This window comes from Gloeothece verrucosa PCC 7822, assembly GCF_000147335.1.
Taxonomy (GTDB): domain Bacteria; phylum Cyanobacteriota; class Cyanobacteriia; order Cyanobacteriales; family Microcystaceae; genus Gloeothece; species Gloeothece verrucosa.
Genome location: NC_014501.1, coordinates 1,811,883 through 1,838,459, shown reverse-complemented (window position 1 = coordinate 1,838,459; position 26,577 = coordinate 1,811,883). Strand labels below are relative to the sequence as shown.

Here is a 26,577-nt window from a genome sequence, read left to right as displayed (position 1 = left end):
AACCCGTCAACTTTTTGCTCGAGTCGCGCTTGTCCTAGTTCTAATTTGTTGAGCCGCTCGTCAACTTGATCGAATCTAGCGGTATACTCTACGCGATAGGATAAAATGAGTAACGATATCGTTTAAAAACCAAACAGTAAAAAGCTTATGACACCTTCTTTAGCCAACTTCCTCTGGAGCTTAGTCTGGGGTGCTGTGATTGTTGTTATCCCGGCAACAGTCGCGCTGATCTTCATCTCACAAAACGATAAAATCAAGCGCATACAGTAAGTTACCCTTTTTTCCTCACTCCGGCTTAGGGGTGGGGAAGTCTACTGAAATGGGAACTCAAGCAGCGATCAAACTGAATAATTAGGGTCTGATAAAAGACGGGTTAAATTAGAGATAGAGTATTACGATAGTGCCGAAGTTCACGAACTGAGAACGGAGAAGTAAATGGTAAACTTTGGGCTGAACTCAGCCAGCATTTTAGGAATATTTTTAGCAGTCGCCGGCGCAGGACTCTATTTCCTTCGCTCTGTCCGTCCTGAGTTATCTAGAGACCACGATATCTTTTTTGCTGCTGTGGGTTTGTTGTGTGGTTTAATTCTGCTGTTCCAAGGATGGCGGCTTGATCCTATTTTACAGTTTGGTCAGTTTCTTCTGACAGGTTCAACCATCTTTTTTGCGGTAGAAACCATTCGTTTACGGGGCGTAGCTACTGAACAAGCGAGACGGAGTGGTCCGATTGTGGAAGATCGACCCGTTAGTGATGCCTATACTTATAGTTATCAGCAAGAGGCAGAATTAGAAGCGTTAGAACCCTACGATGAGGAACGCTATGCCAATAGACAACGCTTAAAAGGAACAGACTATCGGGGATCTAGTCGTGGCGGCTATGAGGAAGAACCTCGCACCTCAAGAACTCGTCGTCCTGGGGGTTCAAATACTGATCCTTATAATAGTCCGAAAACTTCTCGCGTGCGTCGGCCTCGTTCGAGTTCTTCCCCCACTTACGATCCCTATGATGATTGGAGTGAAGGTTCAGAAACTCGGGAAAAAAGACCTCCCTCAAGTCGTCCTTCTCGTCGTCCTTCAGGTGTTGAACCCCCCCAAACCGCCAATAAACCCCCGAGGAGACGGCCCTCTCGTCCTCCCACTGATGATATTTATTCCATGAAAGATGCAGATGCAGCATCAGCAGAATATGTGGATTATCAACCCCTAGACGAAAAGTCTGAAGATAATTCTCAATGGGATACAGAATCTCAATCTGAACGCAATCCTCGTCGGGATTATAACGATACAGAATCTCAATCTGAACGCCCTCGAAACCGAGATTATAACGATACAGAATCTCAATCTGAACGCAATCCTCGTCGGGATTATAACGATACAGAATCTCAATCTGAACGCCCTCGGAACCGAGATTATAATGAGGATAATCCTAGCCGCTTTGATTATTAAAAGTCGTCTAATGTGAAAAGAGCGATAACTGCTTGTGGGCAGCAGTGGTGGATGACAATAACGGGATTGAGTTTAATGGCCTTATTGAGTGCTTGTGACTTCACTAATGGGCCTCAATTGTTATCGGGACTCAATAGCCGTTACAACGATGAACAACCGACCTTAAGTGGAGATGGCCGGTTACTGGCTTTTGTATCTAATCGCAATGGCAAAAGTCAAATCGTGTTGTATGATTTACAAGCCCGACAATTTCGACAATTGAGAGGCTTTGAACCCTCGGGTGGGGCGATCGCCGAGAGTCCGAGTTTAAGTCGTACAGGTCGCTACTTGGTTTATATTTCCAGTATTCAAGGTCGTCCGGATATTATTCTTTATGACCAAGCGACAGGACGTTCAGAATTGCTAACCCAAAACTATCGCAGTTGGCTAAGAAACCCCAATATTAGCCCGGATGGTCGTTATATCGTCTTTGAAACGGCGCGGCGAGGTCAATGGGATGTGGAAGTGTTAGATCGCGGTCCTTTAGTTGAGTTAGATATTCCGGATGGCACTCGTGTTCCGAATCCTCAACAATAGACTTATCATTTCTATAGGGGAACTTCTACTGAACAGTTAGAAAAATTCTAGTGAAACCTTTTGCGTTTATTGTTTTAATTAGTGTTACCAGTTTATTGAGTGGCTGTACTGGCTATCCTCGCTTATTAAATTTTCCTTTTGATCCAGGCGGACGTAGTTTAAATAGTTTTGCTTCTGAGTTAACCCCTCAAATTTCCTCTCGCTTTATTGTTTTTGTCTCGGACCGCAATGGTTCTCAGGATGTCTATCTTTATGATGCACAAATTCGTCAATTAGTCAACTTACCGGGACTGAATTCTTTAGATGAAGTCACGTCTCATCCTTCGATTTCTGAAGATGGCCGTTATATTGTTTTTCAGGCTTCCCGTCAAGGAAGGACAGGCATTTTTATTTATGATCGCCAGACAGAACAAAAGCGTAATCTCACCGCTAGTTTACCCGCCGAAGTAAGAAACCCAACCATTAGCGCTGATGGGACAAAAATTGCTTTTGAAGTGGCTAAAGATGGTCAGTGGGATATTTTAGTTTATGATCGTTCAGGACAACAAATAGCACCTTAATTTTTAGAGAAATTTTCACTAGCTACAATGAATAAATATAAAGTTTTATGATTTTTTAGGGGGAATTATGCTACTGACTGAACGTCGGTGTGATCGGGTTATTCTTTACAGTATTAGTTGGCAACAATTTGAAAATATCCTAGCCAATTTAGGAGAAACTCGTTCAGCTAGAATCGCTTATGATCATGGAACACTCGAGATTATGACCCCCTTACCTGAACATGAGTATTACAAAGAAAGAATTAGCGATACAATTAAAGATGTTGCTGAACTTTTAGAGTTAAACTGTGAATGTCTAGGTTCAACGACTTGGAAGCGAGAATTCGAAAAGGTGGGAGTAGAAGCTGATAATTGTTTCTATTTCCAGAATGAACCTTTGATCCGAGGTAAGTTACAATTTGATTTGAATCAAGACCCTGCTCCGGATTTAGCCTTAGAGATAGATATTACTAGCAAGTCCTTAGATCGGTTTCCTATTTATGCCCGTTTAGGTGTGCCTGAAATTTGGTGTTATGATTCGGGAGAATTAAAAATTTATCAGTTGCAAGGCGAGGAATATCTCGAAGTAGAAAATAGTTTAGTATTTCCTAATTTACGAGTTCAAGAAATCCCCTCACTTATTGATACTTATCGATGTGAAGGAAGGCTGATTTTTGTTAGACAAGTTAGAGAGTGGGTTAGGCGGCAGATAGACTAAAAAAATATTTGTAGCTGTTTTTTAATAATACAACTACAAACTTAAAAAAATCATTAATTCAAAATTTATCTAATTTTTCCCGATCACTTCCCGCTTTAAATAAGGTTGTAAAACTTCGGGAACTTTTACCGTTCCATCAGCTTGTTGATAGTTTTCTAAAATAGCCGACATGGTTCTACCGATAGCTAACCCAGAACCATTAAGTGTATGAACATATTGAGTGCCTTTTTTACCCTTTTCTTTAAAACGAATATTCGCCCGCCGCGCCTGAAAATCTCTAAAATTAGAACAACTAGAAATTTCTCGATAAGTATTAGAAGACGGCAACCAAACCTCTAAATCATAACATTTAGCCGCACCAAATCCTAAATCACCGGTACACAATTCAATCACGCGATAGGGTAACTTTAAGGCTTGTAAAATTGCCTCAGCATCGCTCACTAAAGCCTGATGTTCGGCTTCTGAAGTATCCGGAGGAACGATTTTAACTAATTCGACTTTATTGAATTGATGCAAACGAATTAACCCCTTAGTATCCCTTCCATAACTGCCGGCTTCTCGACGAAAACAAGGGGTATAAGCACAATGTTTAATAGGAAGTTGATCTAAATCGATAATTTCATCCCGATATAAATTAGTCACCGGCACTTCGGCAGTAGGTGCTAACCATAACTCATCTTCACTGCATTTAAAACTTTCTTCAGAAAATTTAGGGAGTTGTCCTGTGCCTTGTAAAGAAGTGCTATTAATGAGAATAGGCGGCATAACTTCCAGATAACCCGCCTCTATTTGCCGGTCCAGCATAAAATTAATTAAAGCCCTTTCTAATGCCGCACCTAGACCCACTAAATTAACAAAGCGGCTTTGAGCAACTTTTACCGCTCGTTCAAAATCTAAGATTCCTAACTTTTCGCCGATTTCCCAATGAGGAAGCACTTGAAGTGTCGGCAGATATTCATCGCCCCAACGCCGCACTTCTACATTCTCAGTTTCATCTTTGCCGATGGGGGTAGACTCAGCCGGTAAATTAGGTAGTTGTAATAATAAATTTTCTATCTGTGCTTTAATTTCTCTTTCTTGAGGTTCTAAAGAGGATAATTTATTTTTAACCTCATTTCCTTCTTCTTTAAGGGCTTTAATTTCTTCCCCTTTAGGATCGCTACCCGCTTTAATTTTTTGAGGAATGAGTTTACTAATTTCATTACTGCGGGTTTGCAACTGAATGCGGCTTGACTCTAATTCTCGTTGTTGCTGATCAAGTTCTAAAATCGGAGTCAAATCATAGCCTTTAGCCGCATTACGGCGGTTGAGTCGTTCTTGTACTTGTTCTGGGTTTTCTCGAATTTGCTTAATGTCTAACACAGACTATTTCATTCCTTAGATCATTTTTTCTCTATGCTAGGATATCTAATTTTAGGCAACAGAGGACAGCTTGCCCACCCTAGGTTAAACTGTGATGAGGTTTAACACAAACAAGGCTTTCTTCTGGGTTAAGATCAATTTGAGCTAAACCAAATTGTGAAATCGTCAAAGCATTGGTTTTTAAATGATCACTCATGTGAACCACTCGGTATTGACTCGAAGAATGAGCTAACGCCATTGGTAACAGTAATTGATCTCCCAAAAACTCCTCTACTGGGGCATCCTGTTGATGAAAGGCGACTAATTCCTCAACAGCCCTCTGAGCCACCATTTCGGCAGGTAGCCCCCGTCTTCCTAACGCACCAAAACCCGCGCGTATATTTTCATACTCTGCCGTCAGAAAAACCCCTGCACCCGGAGCAACCCCTTTTGCTCGTATAGGTTCTACATAGCCTTTAAGATGAGCTTGTTGCAATAAGTTTTCGCAGCGCATCGCCATGCGTTGAGGGATATGAGAGGGCAATTCTGTGACCACTGCTAACCCTTTTATTTGTTGTAATGCGCCTTTTTCCAGAAATTTTTGCCCTTGTAAGCGGGTGTTCCCTTTAATGTGCAAATGAACCTCACCGCCGCCTTTAGGATACCAACCCCAAGCTTGTAATTCTAATTCGGCTTGTAATCCTAATTTTCTCAGTAAGGGTATATAAACTTGCTCAATATAAGAAATGGGAGGACTCCAAGCCACATGGGTTCCTCCCTTGAGGATAACCACAGAGTCTCCTGATGCCATTGCTAAAGGTAAAAGGACTGTTTGTAAGATTAAAGTAACCGCACCGGCTGAACCTCCTTCTCTGGCTTCGGTCACATCAAAGGTATAATTGCCCGGACAGGGAGGAGAACCCGGCATAAATTCTAAGGTCATTGATCCAAGTTTATCGCCTCTGACTTCGGCTTTACACACAGCCGCCGCCGCACGCACACAGGTTAAATGTTGGGCGGCAAGTCCGGGTTTTTTTCGTCCTGCGCGAATTTGGTATAAACGTATGGCCTGCCCAGTAATAGCGGCTAAACTTAGGCTACTCCGCAGAATTTGGCCTCCCCCCTCCCCCCAAGATCCATCAATATCAAGCATAATGTTGGTTCTAAAAAGCTTAAGAGTATTCGTACAGCGAATAGACAACTATTCCTGTTTTTGGGTCATTGTCTATACTAACGTAACCAGTCTTAGCCATTTCCATTAAAACGCTTTCGACTTGTTTAAAACCTACTCCGGTGGCGAGAACGCCTTGGGTTACTGATATTTTACCTCCTTGTGCATGAGCGGCTTTCACCAGTCTCACCATTAAGTTTTCTTTGTTGGGTTCAACGAGTTCAACATTAGCTGACCCATATTTTTCATTTCTACCCAACTGAGGACGATCTTTAGTAGGAAGCGCATTTTCTTCTACCATTGAGGGAATGAGAAATAAGTCAAAAAATTGACCAAATCCAAATAATCCCCAGGTCATTAACCAGATTAATCCTGTTGTTATTTTGCCGTTATAAATTCGATGTAGTCCGCCAAATCCAAATAAAAAACCTAACCAAAGGATGTAGCTACTTTGACGTTTATCCATTATTGATTTTCCTTTACCTCTTCTATGAGAACCGATGGAAGCGTTTAACCCTCTATGGTTATTTTAACAATTTGCTTCTTCGTTTAACGCCTGCACCCTGAAGGGTTCCGCTATAGGAGCAAAGCCTGCCAAAGCCGGCTAATATTATTCATGTTTAAGTGTTCAGTTTGGCACGTAAATCATTAACAGAACCCCGTTTTGCACGTCCTTGATGCCATGCTTTTATTGTCTCAGTTGCATTAGCTGCAATTTCTGCGCGGCGCTCCTCAACTCTTCTTTTTTGAATCAGAGAAACAAGTAAATCTTGTTCTTCAGGAGAAAGGGCTTCAACATACTCAACTACTTTTTGAAATGGGATTGAGTTAGTAGTAGTCATTGATGAGGCTCATGTATGTACTCTTTTATTTTAGTCTGGAGGCGATCTCTACTGAATTTATCTTATTTGTGAGCAACTTCCCTGAGTGCTTGATTAATCACTTCGCTACTGACACCATGCCGCTTGAGACTTTCAATTAATGCTCTTACGCTATCCCCTTCTAAACGTTCTAAATCTGTTCGAAGTCCCTGGCCGATGTAAGCTCTAATTAAGGGTTGATAACCAGAAAAGCCATGTAGGGGAGCAAGCCGCTTTAAATCTTCAATGACATCTTCAGGCATCCGAATAGTAACAGTGGTCATCGGGCGGTTTTTGTCTGAGCGTTTTTTTAAGTCTTCAATTTTCATAGTATTCTCGTTCCTTGCGCGTTGCTTTACGAGCCGAAATAATAAAAATTATGTTACCATCTTGTTCAATATGAACCGCCTACTAAACTACTTACTAAAAATTTAGGAAGACTGTCTTTTAGCACGAACTTGTTCTAGAAGAATATAAATCTCATCAAGACATTCATGGCCTAGTTTTGTTAATCGGTTTACGTCTTTTTTAGTGTAATCTTCAAGCCAAGTGTAAAAAAAATCTGACCCTAAATAGATAGGTTTTTGTTGCTTATTTCTACGTTTTTTAGCTCTTTCTAATGAGAGTTTAATATATTTAATAGCAAATATTGGATTTGTGCGGATTTTTTGCCATTTTTTCTGTCTATTCCCTAGTTTTCGTTTCTTAACTACCAAGGCTCGTTCTACAGCCAGAGCTAATTTGCTTATCAACTCATCATCTTCTTCTGTTGCCATTAAAATATTTTGTTCGCGGATTACAGTTATAAGTCGTTTGCAGAATCCACTGTAGTGATATAATTTAATTAGATTTAGTAGCTCTTTTGATGTCATAGATGATGGACGGTTTTTGAGCCAATTTTGCCATTTAATCCAATCTTTAAGTAATCGAAACAAGGCTATAATGCCGATAACTGAAATTCCCAGAAGATAACATAAAAATATGATTATATAAACATAAAACATTACTTCATACAATAAAGATTCTCCTTGTATACCCCTATATGTAGAAATTATTAATATTATATAACAAACTAAAATTATCCATATCGAAAAATTACTCAAGAGATACATACATATTTTTATAAGTCTTTTAAAATTGGAAATACAATACAATAGGGGAAATATAAACAAAAACAACCACCAAACAGGATGAGTAAATTCTCCTATATTGGCAGCTATTATTGCGAATACAGACCATAGCAATGGCAAAAATAATAAGCGACAATATAGTGATAAAAATCGTGAAAAAACAACTAAAGAAGACGGACCTGAAGTAGGAGTAGGTGTAGATGCTCTACCTAGTGATATTTGATTCCAAAAACTTCTCAAGCTAAAAGATAAATTATTTATAATGGAAGTAATATTTTGTAATGTAAAACGAGAAAACAGTAAAATAGAACCCAAAAAAATAGCAACGAAGATTTGATACAATAAGTTAAATTGAGCAAGTGTAAATAACAGAAACAAAACAAAAAATCCACCCAGGTGCAAGATATTATCAATAGGCCCAATCCATCGCAAAAGTCGCATGACACTAAGAAACTTCGCCGACTGGTCAAGTCGAGACAGATGAGCCTCAGTAGCAAAACGCTCCCGATGCAAACGACCACTAGCAAATAAACCCAAAAGTGATTGACGAATACTAGCAGCAATATCATCAGGAATTTTATTTAGCCTAGCAGTCTGCCGATAGGCAACTTCTTTTAACCACTGACTTTGACTAGCAAATGCGTTGCGGAGTAACCAAAGTAAAACCGGTTGAGGTGTAATTCCTGCAACCTCCAGACTCCATTTCTGATCTGCAAGAGTTCCTGTAATACTAGCTGATAAAACTAAACGTCCTACCTGCATTTGAATATCGTCAGGCAGATCTTTAATGCGACTGATAAATCCATCTTGTAAGAGACTCAACAGATGAAGTACACCCGTAGGCCAAGAAAAAGATCTAAGAGAGGAACGATTTTTGTTCACTGTATGTTCATCAACGTATCCAATCGGATCGTCAATAAGTCCTGAGAGACTACTGAGCATTTCTTCGAGAAGCTGTCGTGCCTCTGCCAAAATAGGAGAAAAAACTTGAGAAGGTTGGGTTTGAAAAATGACAACGGCTGTTTCTCGCCATCGACCATTGGTCAGTAACTCTCTAGGACTGATGCGATCAAGTTCGCGCAGGACGACGCAAGTAGCAAAATATTCTTGGAATCGGCGATGAGCAAAGGTAAAAGATTGTGACTCACCTGGTATGCTTTCTGTTTCTGAACGCGCTAATTTAAGGTATTCTAAAGCAGTGAGAAATTGATCAAAGTTTCCTGGCACTCTTAAGTTCAGACGAGTCATCGCACTTCGGATTGCCTCACGAGTAGGACTAAGCCCTAAACCTCGGTCTATTGACATACAAAAAGCAACCCTTTCCGCGATAGTTCGTATCTCAGAAGGTTGAAGGTTGAAACGTCTTTCTAAACGCTCTTGGTCGCGGGTTAGTCGCTTATCTAAATATCTTTCAAATACACTATGAGCATTTTCTGGAAATGGGTTTCCGCTTCGCATATCTTCACACAAAATCCCTAAGAACATTGGATTCTTAGTCATCTCCTGGATTTCTTGAGATGCGATCTGGACTTGTTTAATTAGTTCCTTTTCTATCATTGGGGGAAGTTCAGCCTTGCGGATAAGTTCTGAGCGGCGACTTTCTAAAGGTAAAATACGAAAGCGAGGCCAGACTAAATGCTTGGGACCGCGAAATTGACGAGAAGCGATAATTCCACGACATTGATTAAAACCACTCAAAAAATTGTCAATCGCTTCAGCATAATTTCTGATTTTTTCATCGGCTTGCACCGAGCTTAATACTTCAGGTAATTCATCAAAAGAATCGAAGAGAAATAGCCATGTTTTTTCTTCAATCCCTTTTTGAAATTCTTCGTCTAAAAATTGCTCAATATCCCGGTCATTAACCCGATTTAATTCTCGTTTTACGAAAGATTCTATAAGTTGTCTATCAATCGTTTCTTCAGGTCTTCTTTCTATTTTTTTAAGGTTAATATATAGAGGAATGATACTATTTTTACTCCGATTTTTACTAGCACGATAAGCCATTTTCTCTGTAACGTGCCGCAGCGCAACACTTTATTCCTGAACCGGGTTCGCCTTCAACTAGGATTAGTCTCTCACTACTCAACTCAAGAGCTTTTGATAGAGACTTTTCTCTGCGAAGTCCTCTTTGTGTCGGCTGAAAAAATGGCAATATGCTAAATCCTTTTCGCCTTCCTTCCGCTTCAACCTCAGCTTCTAATTCAGTAAAGCGATAATCTTTCCACTCTTCACGGTTGTTTAGTTTTTGAATCTCATTTTCTATATGTTTAGCAAACCGTTGGCGTTTGACAGTTCGTCGTCTTTCTTCCTGGTTATAAAATAAAGGTAAAAAATTTTCCGTCCATTTTTTTTTGATCTCACTCAATACATAAAGCAGTCCCCAGATTGCTAACAAAATAATTATAATTAGGGAAATAATCTTAAAAGTAAAAGAGAGCCAAGCAGGCTCTTGTCCTAATATATTGGTAATAAGCTTTTCAAACTCCTTTAGTAAATTTAATATGTCTTGTATTTTCATGTTATTTTAACAATAAAAAAAATATTCTAAATTTTCTTAACTTGTGTGTATTTTACTATACTCTACTCTTGAAAAAAAACTGTCTTAATTTCAAATTTTTTAACAAAATGCAACGGGACATTAATAAAACTTTAAAACTTTTTAGAAATATAACTTTAATTATTTTATTAATAGAAAGAATTGTCCGCAGATAAACCTTGTCCCTTCGACAAGATCAGGGCAAGCTCTGAGCGACAGCGAAGGGACAGATGAATACAGATATTTTTTCTGCGGACTCTCTCAAGGGCGAATTTATTTAATTAAATATTTCATCTCCAGTTGGTTCTTGATAATTGACATTATTTCTTTGATGACGATAATCGGCAACAATGGGATAAACCAAACTCCGAAGCCGATTTAAAGCGCCAACCGGACGATGAACCGTTAATCCATTCCAAATCGAAATTTGAATATTTTCCCCAAACTTTAATTGTTCTTGAGAATCCATTATTTGATGATTAACGGTTAAGCGACCCACCGTAAAAAACTGTGATTGTTCTTCTGGCCAAAGCACCGTAACATCATCAATAGACATTTGGGTATTAGCTTGAAATTGTATGCCAAAATCCCAACAATATTGAGCATCAGGTTTTTTCAATTTTTGGATTAAATCATCACGATAATAATTATCAGGTTGATCTTTACTAAAACCCAGTGCTTTGGCCCGATCAATAAAGGGTAATTTAGGAATACCTGCACGAGACTGAAAAGGAATCGCTTCATGAGGCGCTTGAGGAGAAACCGGCGTAAAAGCAAATTTAACCACCGCCGGATATTCCACAGGAACATGACCCGGCTTAGACTCATCAAAATCTGATTTTAAACCTAAACTAAAAGCTGATCCACTCCAATACTTTTCGGTTAATAAACTTTTTGGTGTGGGACCGGTCATTTTTTGCAAGGCGAGGAATTGCTGAGGATGAGTCAATAACCAAATCAGCGCGGCTTTGGGTGAATCTACTACGGATTTAAAAAATTCATAATAATATTGGATATTTTTGATGAAAAAGATTTCTGTATTTTGAGTAATAATATCTTGAGTTCTCAACTCGTGACTCGTTTTAAGTCTTTCTCCTTCAACGCCAATAATTTTTACACTCATTGAGCGGGTATCCGCTACATAATCATTTTCTACGGTGGTTCTTCCATTAGCAAATCGAATCCAAACCGGGTATTGTTTCGCTTGTGCTAAGAGTCCTTGTTTGAGAGATAGGCTTTTAATTTTATCTGCTGATAGTTCAATTGTTTGCACCAGTTGCCGCTTAATGGCTTCTTCATCAAAATCAAAAATTTCTAGGCTTCCTTTAATAGCGCCATGAGTTTTGGCATGAGTATCTCGTTTAGCTGAGGGTTTATCGCCATAAAGTTTTTGGATCTGCTTTTTAACTTGTTCAATCACAAGATTATTTAATTCTTGTTCGTTTTTTTCGGGATATTCTGTGAATAGGTTCATGATTTTTAAATTTTAAATAGGTGTAACAAAGATGATTTATTGAACTAAACAAAATGTCTTAATACTCATTTAAGAGCCGCTTTCTAGGTTAGGGAAAAAACTTTATCAATATCAATCCTGTAATTACTATTGTAATTTTAACTGTTTAAATTCAGTCAATTAAAAGAGTAATTATGCTTAATTAGGTCTTGCAACATTTGTAAAACTTGCTCGGCGGCAAATTCTACAGTCGAACTTAATTCTAAACCAAAATCGAGATTTTCGGCTTCAATTAAATAAACAGTGACATCTTGAGGAAAATCCTCTTGAAAGATTTTTTTTCCTGAGTATAAGGCATGATCCCAGCGAAAGTCATGTAAGCTGTAACTTGGCTCTGGTAGTGCTTCTAGTTCAGAACCCGGGACTTTAAAAATCGTACCCGGTTGAGAGCCAGTTGAGCAAGCATCAACAATAATTAATTGTTTACTTCCTCGCGCCTGAAACATGACCTCCATTCCGGCGGTGCCACAGTCGAAAGCGCGTACATTTTGATAAGGGTTTTCTTGGAGAAATTGCCCAAGGCGTTGAACGACTATTACTCCTACAGCGTCATCATTGCGAGTAACGTTCCCGCAACCAATTATTGTTAGCATAATAATTTTGTTTTATTGATGAATTTTTTTGAAAATAAGATCCCCCTAAATCCCCCTTATTAAGGGGGACTTAAATTTCCTGCCCCTTATTAAGACGGACTTCCCCCCGGGAGGGGGGTATAGAGGGATCTACGCTTTCTTGAGGAATGGGGCCCGATGGGGTAAAGGATAAAATAGCCTTTGTCCCTTCCCCTTTAACCTTTTTCCGATTTGAGAAGGTTTTAAATAAATTGGTGCAAGATCTGAGTTAAGAAGGGGGGTAGGGGGCGATCTTTAATTAGTACGAAAACGGGCTAATTCTTCGCCGGTTTTGGCGTTGTGAGCGTGTACAGTACAGACTAAACAGGAATCAAAAGACCGCGCCACGTGACCCACTTCTACCGGATCGGTGGGATCTTGTACTGGTGTACCAATTAAAGCTTGTTCAATTGGTCCTTGTACTCCTTCGCCATCCCGAGGTCCCACATTCCAAGTCGTCGGCGCAATAATTTGATAGTTTTTAATCTTGCCGCTTTCTACTTCTATCCAGTGACACAAAGACCCACGACTGGCTTCTGTGGCTCCCCAACCTCTGCCATTTTTTTCTTTGGGTTTGATGTACCAGGGTTCTTTAAGCTGAAATTCTCGCAGGCAATGTTCAACTTGACGATACAGTTTAACAGATTCGTGCATCCGGGCTAATTCCCGTAGATGGATACTCGCGCCGCCCATCTTTTTAAACATATCGAGAATAAAACCGTCATAATGCTGCCAACTTTCGCCATGACGACCACCGGCCACCAGTTGACGTGCTAAAGACCCCACTTCCATCCGTCCTAAATCTTTATGACTTACCGCACTCGCCCAAGAATAGGCTTGATCGAAGTCTTTAACGTTGTTTTGGGAGGGAACGGTAAACCGATCAAACGGATGAACATCTGCTGTCCCTTCTTCATACCAGGAGTGAGTGGTATTTTCTCGGGTATAACTATGGTCCATCAGAGTGTGAGTGTCTGTAAAACTATCATAGTTGCCGCTTTTCATAATTAGGGCAGCATTTCGCCCTTCAATGGTGGGCTTTTGATATTTATCTTCATGGGGTAAATATCCCCAACTGCTATATCTTCCGCAACCGACCCCATATTTATCCAAACCAATATCAAGACCCATCCGCCAATAAAACCCTAGGTCAGAATTGGCATGAGCCGGACTTTCATCCAGCCAGGACATAAAATCATCGTAGGTTTGAATTTCTTCATAACGTTCTAGAGAACAACCGAGCCAAACCGGTTCAAGCCAATTAGTACGGAAATACTCTAAAATTGACCAAGCTCTCGTAATATCGGTTAGGGTGGGAGCGCACATGACCCCACCCGGAACCATAAAGCTAGAATGGGGCCACTGTCCCCCAAAGAGCGCATATATTTCAATCGGTTTGCCGGAAACAGTTATGCCAACTTCATAAGATTTACCCGTAAAGGCGGCAAAACGTCGCGTCGCTTCTTCATAGAAGGGACTATTTTTATACTTTTTGTTGATTAGGTCGATGGCAAATAACGCATAAAAATGACGCGGATGACTTTGTATCGTTTCTACTAACTGACCTAGGTTTCTGGCTAAAATTGCATTGCGCGGCACTTCTGTCCCCCAAGCGGTATCCAGGGCCCAAGAGGCACAAGTTAGGTGAGATGCGCCGCAAATCCCGCAAACTCTGGGGGTAACAATTAATCCGGCTTGAGCATCTTTTCCCCGCAAAATGACTTCAAAACCCCGAAATAACTCGGCATGAGTCCAGGCGTTGACCACATAGCCATCTTCTATATCCACTCGGACATCTAAATCACCCTCTACACGCCCCACTGGGGAAATATCTAATGTTGTAACTGCCATTTTCTCCTCTCAAATTTGAATATCTGATGACTAAACGGTAAAAATATCTTCTTCTGCCCACTCGGGGGTAGAATCTTTAGCAACAATAGTTAATAGCGCGTAGTCTCTCTTATTTATCCCTGCTGGCAGTTCTTTGGGCACTCCCATCACTGTCTGAGTTTTAAATACGGTTCCCGGTTTGAGGTCATGAAAGGGAAATTCCGGTTCTGTACAGCCTAAACAAGGCATTCCCGCACGGGTTTTAGAGGAGACGCGATTCCAAAGAATACGGTTACACGAAGAGTGGGTCATCGGCCCTCGACAACCTAAATCATAGAATAGACAGCCTTTTCGCTGTCCAAAATCTGATGTTGTTGCTTTGTAGGCAAAGTGAACGTTACGGGTACAACCGGTTTGAGTAAAGCTCTTAAAGAAGGTTTCAGGACGATGAAATTCATCTAGGGTAATATCTCCTAGCCGCCCTGTGGCAACGGCTACCAAAATCTGACTTATCCAGTCAGGGTGAGCCGGACAACCCGGAATATTAATCACCGGCAAACCGGCTTTAGAACGGAAATCTTCCCCGAGAAAGCCGCCTTTTTTCCGTTTCAAGAATTGGAGTCCTTGCGATTCACTGGGATTAGGAGCCATGGCCGGAATGCCGCCATAGGTGGCACAATCCCCCACTGCCACGACAAAACTGGCTACTTTGGATAATTCTAGTAGCCAATCTTTCATGGGACGACCGGCAAAGCGATTCCATTCTCCGGTTCCTTTTGGTGCATTAACTACCGTTCCCTCAAAGACCAAAATATCAACGGGAATTTTGCCTGCTATACAGTCGCGCAATAATTGTTGAAGATTGTCCCCGAGTTCAAGACCTAGGGAAGGATGCCAAAGAACATTAATTCCAAAATCGGTAATTAAGTCACAGACACTGGGTTCTTCAGCATTCAAAAATGAAATGGTGTTGCCCGAACAAGCCCCACCTTGCAGCCATAGTACGTTAACCATACTTTTTGTTCCTTTTCTCTAGAGATTTCAAAGGTTAATTGACGGCTGATACTGAGTGAAATTTATTATTTGTTACAATCTCAGATAATAAATTTCACGTTATAAAACCTTATTCCTCCTAAAAGTAGCATTAGCTACAAAAAAGTAAAATCTTATTCTTTTTTAAGAAAACTTCATTAAGAAATGGCTCAAATACCTGGGATAAATCTTAAAAAATAAGGAAAAGTTGTACAGAGTTTTAAACAACATGATAGAGTGTAAAAATAAAAATTGCTCGCCCAATCCACCAAAATAATTGCTACAAAATTTTGTGTAAATTTGCACAAATCAAACAAAATAATGACTATTTTTAAGGATTAAATGCTAGAAAATAGGATTGGGATTAGGCAACAAATCTGAAAAGAACCTAAACAAACATTCAAAAAAACATTGAAATTGTGACACCTAGCATCACCGATTCAGCAGTCAAGGCCGCCATCGCTGCCATAGAATCCGACTCGGCAACAGTGCCAGAAAAGATTGAAATGCTCATAGAAATTGCAGCAGGACTGCAAAACAAGCCCAAAAGCATTAAGCCGCTTGAAGATGCTGTTAGCCTTTACCGTCGGGCCTTAGAGTTATGTCCACCAGAAGAGCCGCTTTTAAGAGCCAGAGTGCTGGCAGGAATGGGAACAGCCCTCAGAACCATACCTGCCACTGGATGTGAGCAACTCTTAGAAGCCAAAGAAGCTTATATGACAGCCATGCCCCTGTTACAGGAATATGCCTCACCTGAAGAAAATGCTGAGTTTGAGATGAATTTAGGGTTAGTGCTGCAAGCCTTAACCCCTTTTGGAGAAGCCACCCTCATCGAAGCCGTACAGTTATATCAACGGGCGCTGAGAGTATTTTCAGGACAAACCTATCCTCAAGAATATGCCATTTTACAAAATAATCTCGCCATTGCCTATTTATCGTTACCCTTAGCGGCAGAACGAGAAGAAATGCGGCAAGGGTTAGCGGTACAAGCGTTTGAGGATGCTCTCAAATGGGTGACACTCATTGATCATCCGAGCGAATACGCCATGCTACAAAATAACTTAGCTAACGCTTTGCAGTATTTACCGAGCGCTCATCCCGTTGAAAATAACCTAAAAGCTCTAAATGCTTATGATGAAGCCTTAAAAGTTAGAACCGCGCAAGATACTCCCATCGAATACGCTAATACCATTGCCAATAAAGCCAACGTTTTATTTAACTTACCCGATGATCTAGAACAACCTGAAAAAGGAAACTTGAACAATTTGAAAAAGGCAAAAGCATACTACGAAGAAGCGCGAAAGATTTTTATAGAACATCAGGAGTGGGAAAGAGCCAAAGTAGCGGCACAAGCGTTGCAAGACATAGAGCAAGAGCTTTTAATAACCAATAGTCAATAGTCATTAGTCCCTAGTCCATAGTGGGGAATTCAATAAGTGTTTAAGGGCATAAAACCCATAACTAATGACCCATGACCCATGACTAATAACTAACAACTAACAAGGAGAAAACCAACATGACAGATATCTTAAATACTATCAGTAGTAATCCGATAATCAATGACTTTATCAATGACTTTATCAATAGTTTGATGATAGGAGAAATTGATTTATTAACCGGACTATTTTGGTTGGGAATTGCCCTTACTCTATCCATTATCGGCGGAGCCATTGGTGGAATGTTGTTAGCCGGCAAAGATTTAGGCTATTACTTTTCAGCCATGATGGGAGGTTTATTTGGGCCTGTGGGGGTAATACCTGCCACAATTATTGGACTAACAATTTTAAAATTTATTTAGGAGCAAATCATCATGATTGAAGTCGGTTGGTATTCATCAAAATTACTGGTAAAAGGAAAACTCCTGCGTAACCCAGGTTATTTTTATCGTAATTCAGCCCTAGGAGCCGCCTTGGGAATACTGCTATTAATTGGGCTAAAAATAATCGGTTTAAGCGTTGGGTTAGCCATTGTAATTTCTAGCCTAGTCACAGGAATGCTGATGCCATTTCTGCTCAAAGACGTGAAAATGCAATAATGCACAGGCAGCAACAGGAGCAGCTATGACTCAAGGAAATCTACATCCAGTCACTGACGCTCCTACCACATTAGAGACGTTGGTGGGGGAGATTGGGCGCTTTGAAAACATAGTGGCTCAATGGGATAAAAATCAGCAAGTTGTAGTGACTGAACTGAAAAAATCCATTGAAGCTCTACACAAAGAAGCACTGACCCGTTTAATCCGTCATTTAAAACAGGAAAAAGCGGGAGCCGCCCTCAAGAGTGCCGTACAAGATGAAATCGTCTATGGACTATTGCGCTATCACGAACTCATTAAGCCGCCACAACCTCCCTTAGAAAAGCGGCTTAATCAAGCCTTAGAAGAAGTGCGCCCAGGCTTAAAAAGCCATAACGGAGATGTAGAACTGGTGGCCATTGAACTACCAGACACGGTAAAAGTCCGATTAGTAGGAACTTGTAGCAACTGCCCGGCCTCTACTTTAACCATGAAGCAGGGAGTAGAACAAACCATAAAAAACTACTGTCCGGAAATTACCCATGTCATCTCCGTCAACACCTCAGTGGTTCCAGAAAAAGGCTTGGGGGTTATTAGCCCATTTTCAGAAGACCTAGAGGCGGGATGGATAGCCTTAACCACCCTAGATGAGATTCCTGATGGCGGCATACTGGGGCTAGAAATAGACAAACAAAAATTAATCCTCTACCGAAAAGGTGAGCAAATCTGGGGCTATCGCAATAGCTGTAACCATTTAGGGATGCCGCTAGATACAGGAACCGTAGAACAAGGAATTCTCACCTGTCCCTTCCACGAGTTCCAATATCGCTTAGAAACCGGCGAATGCCTAAGTGTTCCTCAACTGTTTCTCGAACCTTACCCAATCAAACGCAGTGGCGATCGCATATTAACCAGAATCATCTAAAAAATCTTTGCGCCCTTTGCGCCTTTGCGCGGAATGAAAACCTCCTTTAATCTCAATCTTACAGACCCTAGTGCGGAACTCGTTCCGCACCCCAATCCAATCAACACAGATGAACCGTTCCTAGAAATCCTCTCATCTGTTGGGGCCCAAATCATTTTAGGAGAAGTCCCCTCAGACATTCTCGCCATCCCCCTAGAACCGAGTGCTAAAACCCTATTTGGCCCTCGGGGGGCCTGTCTAGTCTCCGAAAGCGGACCCTTATGGGTAGCTGACACCGGTCATCATCGCTTGTTAGGATGGCGCAACCGTCCTCAAACAGATGCTCAAGCGGCTGATTGGATCATTGGACAGCCAGACTTTCATCAAGAAGGACAAAACGCCAAAGGACTGCCAACAGCAAGCAGTGTCAGTGTACCCACAGGGATTTGTGTTTGTGGAAAAGGATTAGCCGTTGCCGACGCTTGGAACCATCGGGTATTGATTTGGAAAGATATCCCTTGTGATAGCAACGTTCCGGCAGATATCGTCTTAGGGCAACAGGATTTTAGCGAAAATCAACCGAATCGAGGCTATGGAGAAGCCGCCAGAGAGCGCCTACACTGGCCTTATGGTGTTTTATATCACCAAGGTAAGCTATGGGTTGCTGATACCGGAAATCGACGGGTATTAGTTTGGAATGAAATACCCTCAAGCAACGGTCAAGCGGCTGATTTAGTCTTAGGGCAGCCAGATTTTGACTCACGCGACGAAAACGGGGGAAGTACACCCAATGCTTCTAGTATGCGCTGGCCTCATGCTTTAGCCTTTTGGGGGGACAATCTTGTGGTGGCTGATGCCGGTAATAATCGCATTAGTATTTGGGAAGGAACCCCGAGTCAAAATAATACACCCTGTTCGGTAATATTGGGTCAAGCCAATTTTGAAATGGTAGAACTCAATCGCAGTAATTACTTTCCCTCTAGCAATACCCTGAGTATGCCCTACGGAATAGCCGTTGTTTACAATTGGTTAATCGTCGCTGATACGGCTAACTCCCGGTTGTTAGGATGGAGAGAGAAGGCTGCTGTAGGGACTTCTGCTCAAGGTTTAAGCGGACAGCCTAACTTCCGTAGCAAAAGTGAAAACCGTTCTTACACTAAAGCCACTCGTCATAGTCTCTGTTGGCCTTATGGGATTCAAATATGTGGCAATACAGCAGTCATTGCTGATTCAGGAAATAATCGAGTTTTACTCTGGCCCCTTAATAATAACCTGATTAATGTTTAACTCATCTGTGTTTATCTGTGTAGAGGCTGCGGATAAATATCAAAAATCAATTTAGAAAATCATGCACGAATTAGGAATTACTCAAAATATTGTAGCGATCGTCTCTGAACACGCTAGAGGAGTACCCGTCAAACGAGTAACCTTAGAAATTGGTCAACTTTCAGCCATTATGCCGGAAGCAATTCGCTTCTGCTTTGATGTTTGTTGTCAAGACACAGTTTTAGAAGGGGCAACCTTAGAAATTGTCGAAATTCCGGGTTTAGGAAAATGTCGTCAATGCGGCTTTCATACAGGAATTTCTCAACCCTTTGGAATTTGTGATCGCTGTGGCAGTGCAGAACTAGAAATCGTTCAAGGGCAAGAATTAAAAATTAAAGAAATGGAGATAGAAGAAATATGTGTGTAACTTGTGGATGTTCAGATGATAGTGAAGTAACTATTACCAACCCTCAAAGCGGCAAAAAAACCCTAGAAGAACATCATCATCATAGTCATGATCATCATTCCCACACCCACACTTTAGAAGATGGTCAGGTTATTACTCATTCTCATCATTCCCATACTCACACTTTAGAAGATGGTCGTGTCATTACTCATACTCATCCTTATGAAACTCAACATCAGCATCCTCATTCGCCGTCTGAAGTGACTCAAATTCATGCTCAAATGCACGGCACAACCATTACTTTAGAGCAAAATATCCTGCAAAAAAATGATTTGATGGCGGCTCAAAATCGGGGATGGTTTAAGGGGCGTGATATTTTAGCACTTAATTTAGTGAGTTCTCCGGGGGCGGGCAAAACAACGCTATTAACCCGTACTCTTGAAGACCTAAAGTCAGAGATTCCGATCAGTGTTATTGAAGGTGACCAAGAAACGCTTAATGATGCCGAAAAAATTGGGAAAACGGGCTGTAAAGTGGTACAAATTAACACGGGTAAAGGCTGTCATTTAGAAGCTGAGATGATAGAAAGGGGTTACATGGAATTAGATCCGCCGCCTCATTCGGTGGTTATGATTGAAAATGTTGGTAATTTAGTCTGTCCGGCTTTATTTGATTTAGGGGAACAGGCAAAGGTTGCTATTCTTTCGGTGACGGAGGGAGAAGATAAACCAATTAAATATCCTCATATGTTTCGAGCGAGTGAGGTGATGATTTTAACGAAGATTGATCTTTTGCCTTATGTGCAGTTTGATGTTGAGCGATGTTTAGATTATGCGCGGCAAGTTAATCCTAAGATTCAAATTTTCCAAGTTTCGGCTGTAACAGGCGTTGGATTGAGTGATTGGTATGACTGGTTAAAAGCCCAATTTTTTCCTAAGTCATAAATGAAATTAAATAGTAGGGTGCGTTAGGCGGCTAGAAGTTTTGAAAATAAACTAGATATAATAATCCACCATAACGCACCATTTGATCTGAATAATATCTTTAATTGATTGAAAACACCTGTAATAGCTAAAAATTTATAAACTTATTCAATTCACCTTAAAAAAATTGTTCCCAATCATATTGAAGCTCTCCCCGTGAGATTTTATCCCAGATCAATTGCTGGCACAATTCTATTTCTTGTGGGGTAATTTGTCCGTCAGCACGCATAACAAGTTTAATGGTGTCCATTTCATAGTGAGTGAGAAATCCATCAGCCGTTGCTCGCTCAATGATGGCTTTCAGTTTTTCTAAATCTTTTAGTTCTTCCAAGGTTGGGGGTTGAGGAGTAGGATGCTCGATTTTCATGGGTTGATAATTTTTGCTAAGGGTTCTATAGGCTATTATACTACTGCTGCCAATGACGGCTTAATTAATACTTTTTATTGAGCAGTTAGTAGCAAGTTTTTTTAATATAAATTTACAATTATCTTTTAAATTATTAACTTTATTTATAACGATCTCAAGTGAAAAACTGGGCAACTGATAACAGCCACCCAGCTATAAAAATAATTTACTCTATCAAAGTTAATACTTAGACAGCAACAGCCTTCTTACCAGTAGAAGACAGTTCACCTTTAGCGTACTTAGCCGCAAATTCATCTAAAGAAACTTGCTTGATCTTGCTTGCATTACCAGCAGTCCAGAATTGCTGATAACGTTCCAAACACACTTGCTTCATATACTTGATAGAAGGCTTCATGAAGTGGCGGGGGTCGAAGTTAGAAGGATCTTTAAATGCCGCTTCACGAATAGCCGCCGTGATCGCTAAACGGTTATCAGTATCGATATTTACCTTACGAACACCACTCTTGATCCCTTTTTGAATTTCTTCAATGGGTACACCGTAGGTTTCAGGGATCTGACCGCCAAACTTGTTGATCATGTCCAGCCATTCTTGGGGAACAGAGGAAGAACCGTGCATTACCAGGTGAGTATTGGGTAAGCGGTTGTGAATTTCTTCGATCCGGCTGATAGCTAGAATTTCACCAGTAGGTTTGCGGCTGAACTTATAAGCCCCGTGACTGGTTCCGATCGCCACTGCTAAAGCGTCTACTTGAGTCGCTTCAACGAATTCAACAGCTTGATCGGGATCGGTTAACAGTTGTTCTTTAGAGAGAGTCCCTTCAAATCCGTGTCCATCTTCTTTGTCACCACTCATGGTTTCGAGGGAACCCAAACAACCGAGTTCACCTTCTACACTAGCACCCACAGAGTGAGCAACTTTCACCACTTCAGCAGTAACACTAACGTTGTACTCGAAGCTTGCAGGAGTTTTAGCATCTGCTTCCAAAGAACCATCCATCATGACGCTGGTAAAACCGTTGCGAATTGCGCTGTAGCAGGTCGCAGGGCTGTTACCGTGATCTTGGTGCATTGCGATGGGAATATGAGGATAGGTTTCTGCTGCTGCTAGGATTAAGTGACGGAGGAAATTTTCGCCTGCATAGCTGCGGGCACCGCGAGAAGCTTGTAAGATTACGGGGCTGTCGGTTTCATGGGCTGCCTGCATGATAGACAGGATTTGCTCCAAGTTGTTAACGTTAAATGCAGGAATTCCGTAATCGTTTTCTGCCGCGTGATCTAACAGAAGCCGCATGGGTACGAGCGCCATAGATGTCCTCCTAGTCTGTTTCTTGTTTTTTGCGAGTGAGTTTTCAAAAATTTTAACACTCTTTATCTGTTCATCTTAAGATAGTTTTCAGATTTTGATGAAGTTGTTTTTCCCGTCTCTTTTATACATAATTTTTAACTTTTGTCAAGCCCCATTTCCACAAGAACTTTGATGGAGTCGATGACCGTCTAAATGAGCTTGTGAGATCAAATTTTTCCCTTGCCCACCTGATCAACATGAGATAGTTTTTTACCATATACTATAGCTATTAGTCTTCGAGCTTTAGTATGCTAAAAATAAAAACTTAATTTTCCAAGCCCTAGTAAGCCAGTTTTTCTCCCTAAAATTAGGTTTTTTGGCTAAACCATTGAACAGTTGAGTTTTCAAGAAATTTAGCTGATCTCGTAGATGGCTTCATTTAATCCAGTCATAATATGGTATATTATCTAAATTTGAGTTAAGTCTCTAGTTCTAAATTACTCGTTTTTTAACTATGGAAACCAGAGAAACGAAAATTTTAATTCATATTGGCTATCATAAAACCGGTAGTTCATTTTTGCAAAAGCTAATTTTTAATAGTGCTGAATATGGCTTTTACTCTCCCTGGTCTCCTGAAGATTATATAGAAGAACTAATTATTGTCAATCCTTTTTCATTTGAAAGTAGTCAAGCCAGAGCTTTTTTTGCTCCCGGTATTTGTGAGTCTTGGCAAAAAGGCTTAATTCCTGTTATTACTCATGAGATGCTTTCGGGAAATCCTTGGAAAAAGGGATATAGCGGTAGCGGTAAAGAAACGGCAGATCGATTGATTGCTACATTTCCAGAAGGACGAGTGTTGATAGTTATTCGGGAACAATCAAAAATGCTCTTATCGCTTTACAAGCATCAAGTACGCAATAATTTGACGGCATCGATACAAGATTACCTCGAAGCTCCTCGTCCAAGATCAGGATTTGAACCCTTATTTACGCTGGGATATCTAGAATATCACTGGCTAATTCTGTATTATCAAAAGTTATTTGGAAAAGAAAATGTCTTAGTTCTTCCGCACGAAATGTTGAAAAATAAAGAAGAAGTTTTTTTCAAAAAACTTTCCTGTTTTACCGGTACAAATATTGATCCAACCTTACAAAAGCAAGTGATAAATGAAGGATATTCAGGGTTAATATTAGCACTAAAGCGTTGGACTAATTTTGTTTCTCATAGAGATTCAATCTATCCTAATTCCCGAATGCAAGAATTAAACAATCGAATATTTTACTACTTAAATAAAATAGTTCCGAAGAGTTTGAATGACCAATTTGAAAATGAACTGAAGAAATATATTAATCACAGAATTGACAAATACTATCAACAGAGTAATCAAATTACTAGCCAGATTATTGGGATTGATCTAGAATCCTATGGCTATCAAATTTAGGATAGTGTTAATAATCATGTTTGGCTAATACAATTCAAACATCATTGATGTTATTGACGACTATAAATTTATGAATTTTAGTGATAAATTTATAGCAATTTTATCTTATAGGATAGGATTTTTGACAGTGGCAATCTAAGTCATAAACGATAACCAAACTTGCCTAAATCAATCCCGATTAATTCGTTTGTTCGCTGATTACTTTCAGCAAATTTGTCGTCAATATAATCAGCAATAAATTGTTTTAACCGTAATTCTTCTTTGTGTTGAATAGAGGAGGGAAGCAATTGATCGATAGTATCTAAAACTTTCCAATTAAGCCTCCAAATTAAAGGGTGAGGTTTCCCACTGAAATCTGGAGGAGGAAGAAAATTATTTAAGTTCCTCATTATAGCTAATGTAAATCCTTTGTAGTTAACATTATTAGCTTTTTGAAATTCAATAATTTGATCTTTTATATCTACGAAATTCAGTATTTTTTTAATAAAATTTGCGGGATTATTTTTTAACTCCTCAAAAGGCAAGACAAAGACTCTATCTCGTCCAAACAGTTTATGATAATAAGAAATTAATAAATCATATTCTAAATAATCTAATCTACAAATAGGAGTAAACCCAGGAGGTGGATTGTCTGCTCCAATAAATTCCTCGATTGATTGCTCTCCTCCATTTCTAATGTACTGTCCATAAGATGAAAGTACCATTGATTTTTGTTCTCGAATGATAATGAGTACTAAAGCGGACGGAAATACAGCATTAAGCCTGTCAGCAACTTCTTTGCCCCAATATTTTCCGGCAATTTGGTCGCCTGATAGCATCTCTTGAGATAAAACTGCCGTAAGCTGTTGTTCTGTTGCTGCTTGGAGACCTGGTTCAAAAATTTTGTAGGTTGATTCTGGACAAAAACGGAAACTATTTGTTGTAATGAATTGGTTTACTGCTAGACCTGATGGAGATCCCCAAGGAGATATGAAGCCGACTTTGGGATCATTAAATATAGTTTTTTGTAACCATGTAGAAGCGGTTTTTGGATAGCCAATATGAATTAATAGTTTAAAGTTTTCCATTTTTTACGACTTTTAATATTTATTTCAAATTTTACCATTTTTGGCTATTCTCTATATTTACCGGATGACAACCGATGTTCAAATAACCATTGTTGGTTTTCTGGCGAATCAAATAACCAACGATTGATCAACTCAGCCCATTTTACAGGGAGTTGGAGATTTTTCCAAGTCTCATAGGAAGCTAAAGAAAGGTTTTCGTATAGTTCCGGCGCTGACAGTAATTTTTCAATACAAATAGCCAAACGTCGTGAATCACCAGCCGGAAAGATTAACGCATTGGTTTGATGGCTTAAGTTTTTACAAAACATAGGATGATCTGAAGCCACAATAGGAGTTCTTGAGCATAAAGCCTCATAAATAGTCATGGGAAATCCTTCGGGATATTCATGTCTACTGGGAACTAAGACAACATCAGCTTCGTTCATTAAGGGGATTATCGTTTTGTGGGGTAATAGTCCCAAAAATTTGACCTCTTTTTCTACCTCTAGACGCTTAGCTTGAATAAGAAAGCTTTCTATAGGGCCTTTACCTGCTACCTTCAATCTGATAGATAATCCTTTAGATTTTAGGATCGATATAGCTTCTATGGCATCACCAATTCCCTTAGCTTCGTTAATAGCACCAACATATAAAATATCCCAAGTTTTTTGCTCACTCGGGAGAGTTTTTGGGGCAAAAGAATTAGGTGTAGTTGTAGATGGCCAATCCCAGGGAATAATTTTGTTAGGATTAACTCCTATGTCCCTAAGAGATAAAGATGCAGAAATACCATGATTTCCTATCCAATCAATTTGTTTATTATTGAGCAGATTGGCTAGTTGAAAATTTCGAATTTTGTTTCGGAGACCTTTAGGGCTAAAAGAATCTGCCAATGTTAAGATTGTTTTTACTCGCCGTTTAATTGCCCAATCAACGGTTGCTCGATCCGGCATTCTGACAATTAAATGAGTGGGTTGATACTCTTCGATTTTCTTCAATAATTCTTTTGTTGAGAATTGATCGCTAAACCCCATACCAATTGCACGAACTCCATTATCGAGCATTTCGTTATAGGGTTTTTCTGTTAAGCAACATAAAGTTGTAACTTCATCAACTTTTTTGGCGATCTCAGCCACTGCATCCACAGAATATTTTTGAGCATAATAAGTTTCATCTCCCCCAGCCGCCAAGAGTTTGACAGTCTCGCCATAATCGCCAGCATATTGCAATATAAGTATCCGCATAATTAAGTTGATCTGAATCAAATAGGTTAATATAAGTTTTTTTGCTTCATTTTAAATCGTTGTTAGTGTAAGGTTTTTTACCAACAACCATAAAGTAGCTAAAATGATAATTTTTTTGATTCTACAATAAGCCTGTCATTTCGTAAATACAATAATTGAACTTGAATGAGCCACAAAAAATTTGCAAAAAGCCGGATTTTCGTCAGAAAATTTGCTCAATAATCCTAAAATTTACCTCTTCATCACAGCATAACACCTAGAATTTTTATCGATTAAATTACAGTAATCCGATAGATTTTTATAAAATACTCAAGT

Annotated in this window: 28 protein-coding genes; 13 read left to right on the top strand and 15 right to left on the bottom strand. The window is 39.9% G+C overall.

The features are described 5' to 3' along the window. Positions 1–147 precede the first annotated feature (147 nt). The 5 genes from psbX to CYAN7822_RS08180 all read left to right on the top strand — a co-directional run bounded on the left by psbX (position 148) and on the right by CYAN7822_RS08180 (position 3,279). Positions 148–270 carry a photosystem II reaction center X protein gene (psbX, locus tag CYAN7822_RS35590; protein WP_013321780.1) on the top strand — a complete coding sequence of 41 codons (123 nt, stop codon included), beginning with the start codon at positions 148–150 and terminating at the stop codon, positions 268–270. A gap of 165 nt (positions 271–435) precedes the next feature. Next, on the top strand, positions 436–1,446 hold the full coding sequence (locus tag CYAN7822_RS08195) for a Ycf66 family protein (protein ID WP_013321779.1): 1,011 nt from the start codon (positions 436–438) through the stop codon (positions 1,444–1,446). Positions 1,447–1,497: 51 nt separating this feature from the next. Then, positions 1,498–2,022: a TolB family protein gene (locus tag CYAN7822_RS08190; RefSeq protein WP_013321778.1), complete on the top strand. Its 525-nt coding sequence runs from the start codon at positions 1,498–1,500 to the stop codon at positions 2,020–2,022. A gap of 50 nt (positions 2,023–2,072) precedes the next feature. Then, complete coding sequence (locus CYAN7822_RS08185) at positions 2,073–2,582, top strand: TolB family protein (RefSeq protein WP_013321777.1); 510 nt, start codon at positions 2,073–2,075, stop codon at positions 2,580–2,582. A gap of 67 nt (positions 2,583–2,649) precedes the next feature. Then, a complete protein-coding gene (locus CYAN7822_RS08180) occupies positions 2,650–3,279 on the top strand; it encodes a Uma2 family endonuclease (protein ID WP_013321776.1) in 630 nt (209 codons plus the stop codon). Between the two features lie 69 nt (positions 3,280–3,348). Here CYAN7822_RS08180 and serS read toward each other — a convergent pair whose 3' ends face one another. The 11 genes from serS to CYAN7822_RS08130 form a co-directional block, all read right to left on the bottom strand. Further along, positions 3,349–4,641 carry a serine--tRNA ligase gene (gene serS, locus CYAN7822_RS08175; RefSeq protein ID WP_013321775.1) on the bottom strand — a complete coding sequence of 431 codons (1,293 nt, stop codon included), beginning with the start codon at positions 4,639–4,641 and terminating at the stop codon, positions 3,349–3,351. Positions 4,642–4,720: 79 nt separating this feature from the next. Continuing rightward, positions 4,721–5,773, bottom strand: coding sequence for an RNA 3'-terminal phosphate cyclase (rtcA, locus tag CYAN7822_RS08170; RefSeq protein WP_013321774.1), 1,053 nt, complete (start codon positions 5,771–5,773; stop codon positions 4,721–4,723). Between the two features lie 19 nt (positions 5,774–5,792). Continuing rightward, positions 5,793–6,257: an NINE protein gene (locus tag CYAN7822_RS08165; protein ID WP_013321773.1), complete on the bottom strand. Its 465-nt coding sequence runs from the start codon at positions 6,255–6,257 to the stop codon at positions 5,793–5,795. A gap of 154 nt (positions 6,258–6,411) precedes the next feature. Then, the gene (locus tag CYAN7822_RS08160; protein ID WP_013321772.1) at positions 6,412–6,633 is read right to left on the bottom strand and encodes a hypothetical protein; all 222 of its coding nucleotides are present in this window, start codon (positions 6,631–6,633) and stop codon (positions 6,412–6,414) included. A gap of 62 nt (positions 6,634–6,695) precedes the next feature. Continuing rightward, complete coding sequence (locus CYAN7822_RS08155) at positions 6,696–6,980, bottom strand: hypothetical protein (RefSeq protein WP_013321771.1); 285 nt, start codon at positions 6,978–6,980, stop codon at positions 6,696–6,698. A gap of 102 nt (positions 6,981–7,082) precedes the next feature. After that, positions 7,083–9,788 carry an NACHT domain-containing protein gene (locus tag CYAN7822_RS08150; RefSeq protein ID WP_013321770.1) on the bottom strand — a complete coding sequence of 902 codons (2,706 nt, stop codon included), beginning with the start codon at positions 9,786–9,788 and terminating at the stop codon, positions 7,083–7,085. Then, on the bottom strand, positions 9,772–10,302 hold the full coding sequence (locus CYAN7822_RS39380; protein ID WP_013321769.1) for a hypothetical protein: 531 nt from the start codon (positions 10,300–10,302) through the stop codon (positions 9,772–9,774). The genes CYAN7822_RS08150 and CYAN7822_RS39380 overlap by 17 nt, the downstream gene beginning before the upstream one ends. 295 nt (positions 10,303–10,597) lie before the next feature. Continuing rightward, positions 10,598–11,794 (bottom strand): catalase family protein, encoded by a 1,197-nt coding sequence (locus CYAN7822_RS08145; protein ID WP_013321768.1) that lies wholly within the window; start codon positions 11,792–11,794, stop codon positions 10,598–10,600. A gap of 155 nt (positions 11,795–11,949) precedes the next feature. Beyond that, positions 11,950–12,426, bottom strand: a complete 477-nt coding sequence (locus CYAN7822_RS08140; RefSeq protein WP_013321767.1) for a hydrogenase maturation protease — start codon at positions 12,424–12,426, stop codon at positions 11,950–11,952. Between the two features lie 273 nt (positions 12,427–12,699). After that, positions 12,700–14,295 carry a nickel-dependent hydrogenase large subunit gene (locus tag CYAN7822_RS08135; protein ID WP_013321766.1) on the bottom strand — a complete coding sequence of 532 codons (1,596 nt, stop codon included), beginning with the start codon at positions 14,293–14,295 and terminating at the stop codon, positions 12,700–12,702. A gap of 30 nt (positions 14,296–14,325) precedes the next feature. Then, positions 14,326–15,288, bottom strand: a complete 963-nt coding sequence (locus CYAN7822_RS08130; protein WP_013321765.1) for a hydrogenase small subunit — start codon at positions 15,286–15,288, stop codon at positions 14,326–14,328. 437 nt (positions 15,289–15,725) lie between these two features. On the opposite strand from CYAN7822_RS08130, the gene CYAN7822_RS08125 reads away from it, so the two are divergent. The 7 genes from CYAN7822_RS08125 (at position 15,726) to hypB (ending at position 20,840) form a co-directional block, all read left to right on the top strand. After that, positions 15,726–16,706, top strand: coding sequence for a tetratricopeptide repeat protein (locus CYAN7822_RS08125; RefSeq protein ID WP_013321764.1), 981 nt, complete (start codon positions 15,726–15,728; stop codon positions 16,704–16,706). A gap of 116 nt (positions 16,707–16,822) precedes the next feature. Further along, positions 16,823–17,104 carry an asr0689 family protein gene (locus tag CYAN7822_RS08120; protein WP_013321763.1) on the top strand — a complete coding sequence of 94 codons (282 nt, stop codon included), beginning with the start codon at positions 16,823–16,825 and terminating at the stop codon, positions 17,102–17,104. Positions 17,105–17,116: 12 nt separating this feature from the next. Continuing rightward, positions 17,117–17,341 carry a hypothetical protein gene (locus CYAN7822_RS08115; RefSeq protein WP_013321762.1) on the top strand — a complete coding sequence of 75 codons (225 nt, stop codon included), beginning with the start codon at positions 17,117–17,119 and terminating at the stop codon, positions 17,339–17,341. 25 nt (positions 17,342–17,366) lie between these two features. Continuing rightward, a complete protein-coding gene (locus CYAN7822_RS08110) occupies positions 17,367–18,245 on the top strand; it encodes a NifU family protein (protein WP_013321761.1) in 879 nt (292 codons plus the stop codon). A gap of 33 nt (positions 18,246–18,278) precedes the next feature. Continuing rightward, the gene (locus tag CYAN7822_RS08105) at positions 18,279–19,511 is read left to right on the top strand and encodes an NHL repeat-containing protein (protein WP_013321760.1); all 1,233 of its coding nucleotides are present in this window, start codon (positions 18,279–18,281) and stop codon (positions 19,509–19,511) included. Positions 19,512–19,572: 61 nt separating this feature from the next. After that, entirely contained in the window at positions 19,573–19,917 is a 345-nt protein-coding gene (gene hypA, locus CYAN7822_RS08100) for a hydrogenase maturation nickel metallochaperone HypA (RefSeq protein WP_013321759.1), read from the top strand. Then, entirely contained in the window at positions 19,908–20,840 is a 933-nt protein-coding gene (gene hypB / locus CYAN7822_RS08095) for a hydrogenase nickel incorporation protein HypB (protein ID WP_013321758.1), read from the top strand. The genes hypA and hypB overlap by 10 nt, the downstream gene beginning before the upstream one ends. Positions 20,841–20,997: 157 nt before the next feature. On the opposite strand, the gene CYAN7822_RS08090 is transcribed toward hypB, so the two are convergent. Both CYAN7822_RS08090 and fba read right to left on the bottom strand, forming a co-directional pair. Next, positions 20,998–21,246 carry a hypothetical protein gene (locus CYAN7822_RS08090; RefSeq protein ID WP_013321757.1) on the bottom strand — a complete coding sequence of 83 codons (249 nt, stop codon included), beginning with the start codon at positions 21,244–21,246 and terminating at the stop codon, positions 20,998–21,000. Between the two features lie 226 nt (positions 21,247–21,472). After that, entirely contained in the window at positions 21,473–22,552 is a 1,080-nt protein-coding gene (fba, locus tag CYAN7822_RS08085) for a class II fructose-bisphosphate aldolase (RefSeq protein ID WP_013321756.1), read from the bottom strand. A gap of 493 nt (positions 22,553–23,045) precedes the next feature. Between fba and CYAN7822_RS08080 the strand changes: the two genes are divergently transcribed. Continuing rightward, on the top strand, positions 23,046–23,972 hold the full coding sequence (locus CYAN7822_RS08080) for a hypothetical protein (protein ID WP_013321755.1): 927 nt from the start codon (positions 23,046–23,048) through the stop codon (positions 23,970–23,972). 140 nt (positions 23,973–24,112) lie between these two features. Here CYAN7822_RS08080 and CYAN7822_RS08075 read toward each other — a convergent pair whose 3' ends face one another. Further along, on the bottom strand, positions 24,113–25,039 hold the full coding sequence (locus CYAN7822_RS08075) for a sulfotransferase (RefSeq protein ID WP_013321754.1): 927 nt from the start codon (positions 25,037–25,039) through the stop codon (positions 24,113–24,115). A gap of 44 nt (positions 25,040–25,083) precedes the next feature. Continuing rightward, positions 25,084–26,262: a glycosyltransferase family 4 protein gene (locus CYAN7822_RS08070; protein WP_013321753.1), complete on the bottom strand. Its 1,179-nt coding sequence runs from the start codon at positions 26,260–26,262 to the stop codon at positions 25,084–25,086. Between the last annotated feature and the right edge of the window lie 315 nt (positions 26,263–26,577).

What these genes read in the sequence shown, in the direction of transcription:
- psbX (WP_013321780.1), top strand. Translation starts at nt 148, where the DNA reads ATGACACCTTCTTTAGCCAACTTCCTCTGGAGCTTAGTCTGGGGTGCT.
- CYAN7822_RS08195 (WP_013321779.1), top strand. Translation starts at nt 436, where the DNA reads ATGGTAAACTTTGGGCTGAACTCAGCCAGCATTTTAGGAATATTTTTA.
- CYAN7822_RS08190 (WP_013321778.1), top strand. Translation starts at nt 1,498, where the DNA reads ATGACAATAACGGGATTGAGTTTAATGGCCTTATTGAGTGCTTGTGAC.
- CYAN7822_RS08180 (WP_013321776.1), top strand. Translation starts at nt 2,650, where the DNA reads ATGCTACTGACTGAACGTCGGTGTGATCGGGTTATTCTTTACAGTATT.
- rtcA (WP_013321774.1), bottom strand. Translation starts at nt 5,773, where the DNA reads ATGCTTGATATTGATGGATCTTGGGGGGAGGGGGGAGGCCAAATTCTG.
- CYAN7822_RS08165 (WP_013321773.1), bottom strand. Translation starts at nt 6,257, where the DNA reads ATGGATAAACGTCAAAGTAGCTACATCCTTTGGTTAGGTTTTTTATTT.
- CYAN7822_RS08160 (WP_013321772.1), bottom strand. Translation starts at nt 6,633, where the DNA reads ATGACTACTACTAACTCAATCCCATTTCAAAAAGTAGTTGAGTATGTT.
- CYAN7822_RS08155 (WP_013321771.1), bottom strand. Translation starts at nt 6,980, where the DNA reads ATGAAAATTGAAGACTTAAAAAAACGCTCAGACAAAAACCGCCCGATG.
- CYAN7822_RS08150 (WP_013321770.1), bottom strand. Translation starts at nt 9,788, where the DNA reads ATGGCTTATCGTGCTAGTAAAAATCGGAGTAAAAATAGTATCATTCCT.
- CYAN7822_RS39380 (WP_013321769.1), bottom strand. Translation starts at nt 10,302, where the DNA reads ATGAAAATACAAGACATATTAAATTTACTAAAGGAGTTTGAAAAGCTT.
- CYAN7822_RS08145 (WP_013321768.1), bottom strand. Translation starts at nt 11,794, where the DNA reads ATGAACCTATTCACAGAATATCCCGAAAAAAACGAACAAGAATTAAAT.
- CYAN7822_RS08140 (WP_013321767.1), bottom strand. Translation starts at nt 12,426, where the DNA reads ATGCTAACAATAATTGGTTGCGGGAACGTTACTCGCAATGATGACGCT.
- CYAN7822_RS08135 (WP_013321766.1), bottom strand. Translation starts at nt 14,295, where the DNA reads ATGGCAGTTACAACATTAGATATTTCCCCAGTGGGGCGTGTAGAGGGT.
- CYAN7822_RS08130 (WP_013321765.1), bottom strand. Translation starts at nt 15,288, where the DNA reads ATGGTTAACGTACTATGGCTGCAAGGTGGGGCTTGTTCGGGCAACACC.
- CYAN7822_RS08120 (WP_013321763.1), top strand. Translation starts at nt 16,823, where the DNA reads ATGACAGATATCTTAAATACTATCAGTAGTAATCCGATAATCAATGAC.
- CYAN7822_RS08115 (WP_013321762.1), top strand. Translation starts at nt 17,117, where the DNA reads ATGATTGAAGTCGGTTGGTATTCATCAAAATTACTGGTAAAAGGAAAA.
- CYAN7822_RS08110 (WP_013321761.1), top strand. Translation starts at nt 17,367, where the DNA reads ATGACTCAAGGAAATCTACATCCAGTCACTGACGCTCCTACCACATTA.
- CYAN7822_RS08105 (WP_013321760.1), top strand. Translation starts at nt 18,279, where the DNA reads ATGAAAACCTCCTTTAATCTCAATCTTACAGACCCTAGTGCGGAACTC.
- hypA (WP_013321759.1), top strand. Translation starts at nt 19,573, where the DNA reads ATGCACGAATTAGGAATTACTCAAAATATTGTAGCGATCGTCTCTGAA.
- hypB (WP_013321758.1), top strand. Translation starts at nt 19,908, where the DNA reads ATGTGTGTAACTTGTGGATGTTCAGATGATAGTGAAGTAACTATTACC.
- CYAN7822_RS08090 (WP_013321757.1), bottom strand. Translation starts at nt 21,246, where the DNA reads ATGAAAATCGAGCATCCTACTCCTCAACCCCCAACCTTGGAAGAACTA.
- fba (WP_013321756.1), bottom strand. Translation starts at nt 22,552, where the DNA reads ATGGCGCTCGTACCCATGCGGCTTCTGTTAGATCACGCGGCAGAAAAC.
- CYAN7822_RS08080 (WP_013321755.1), top strand. Translation starts at nt 23,046, where the DNA reads ATGGAAACCAGAGAAACGAAAATTTTAATTCATATTGGCTATCATAAA.
- CYAN7822_RS08075 (WP_013321754.1), bottom strand. Translation starts at nt 25,039, where the DNA reads ATGGAAAACTTTAAACTATTAATTCATATTGGCTATCCAAAAACCGCT.
- CYAN7822_RS08070 (WP_013321753.1), bottom strand. Translation starts at nt 26,262, where the DNA reads ATGCGGATACTTATATTGCAATATGCTGGCGATTATGGCGAGACTGTC.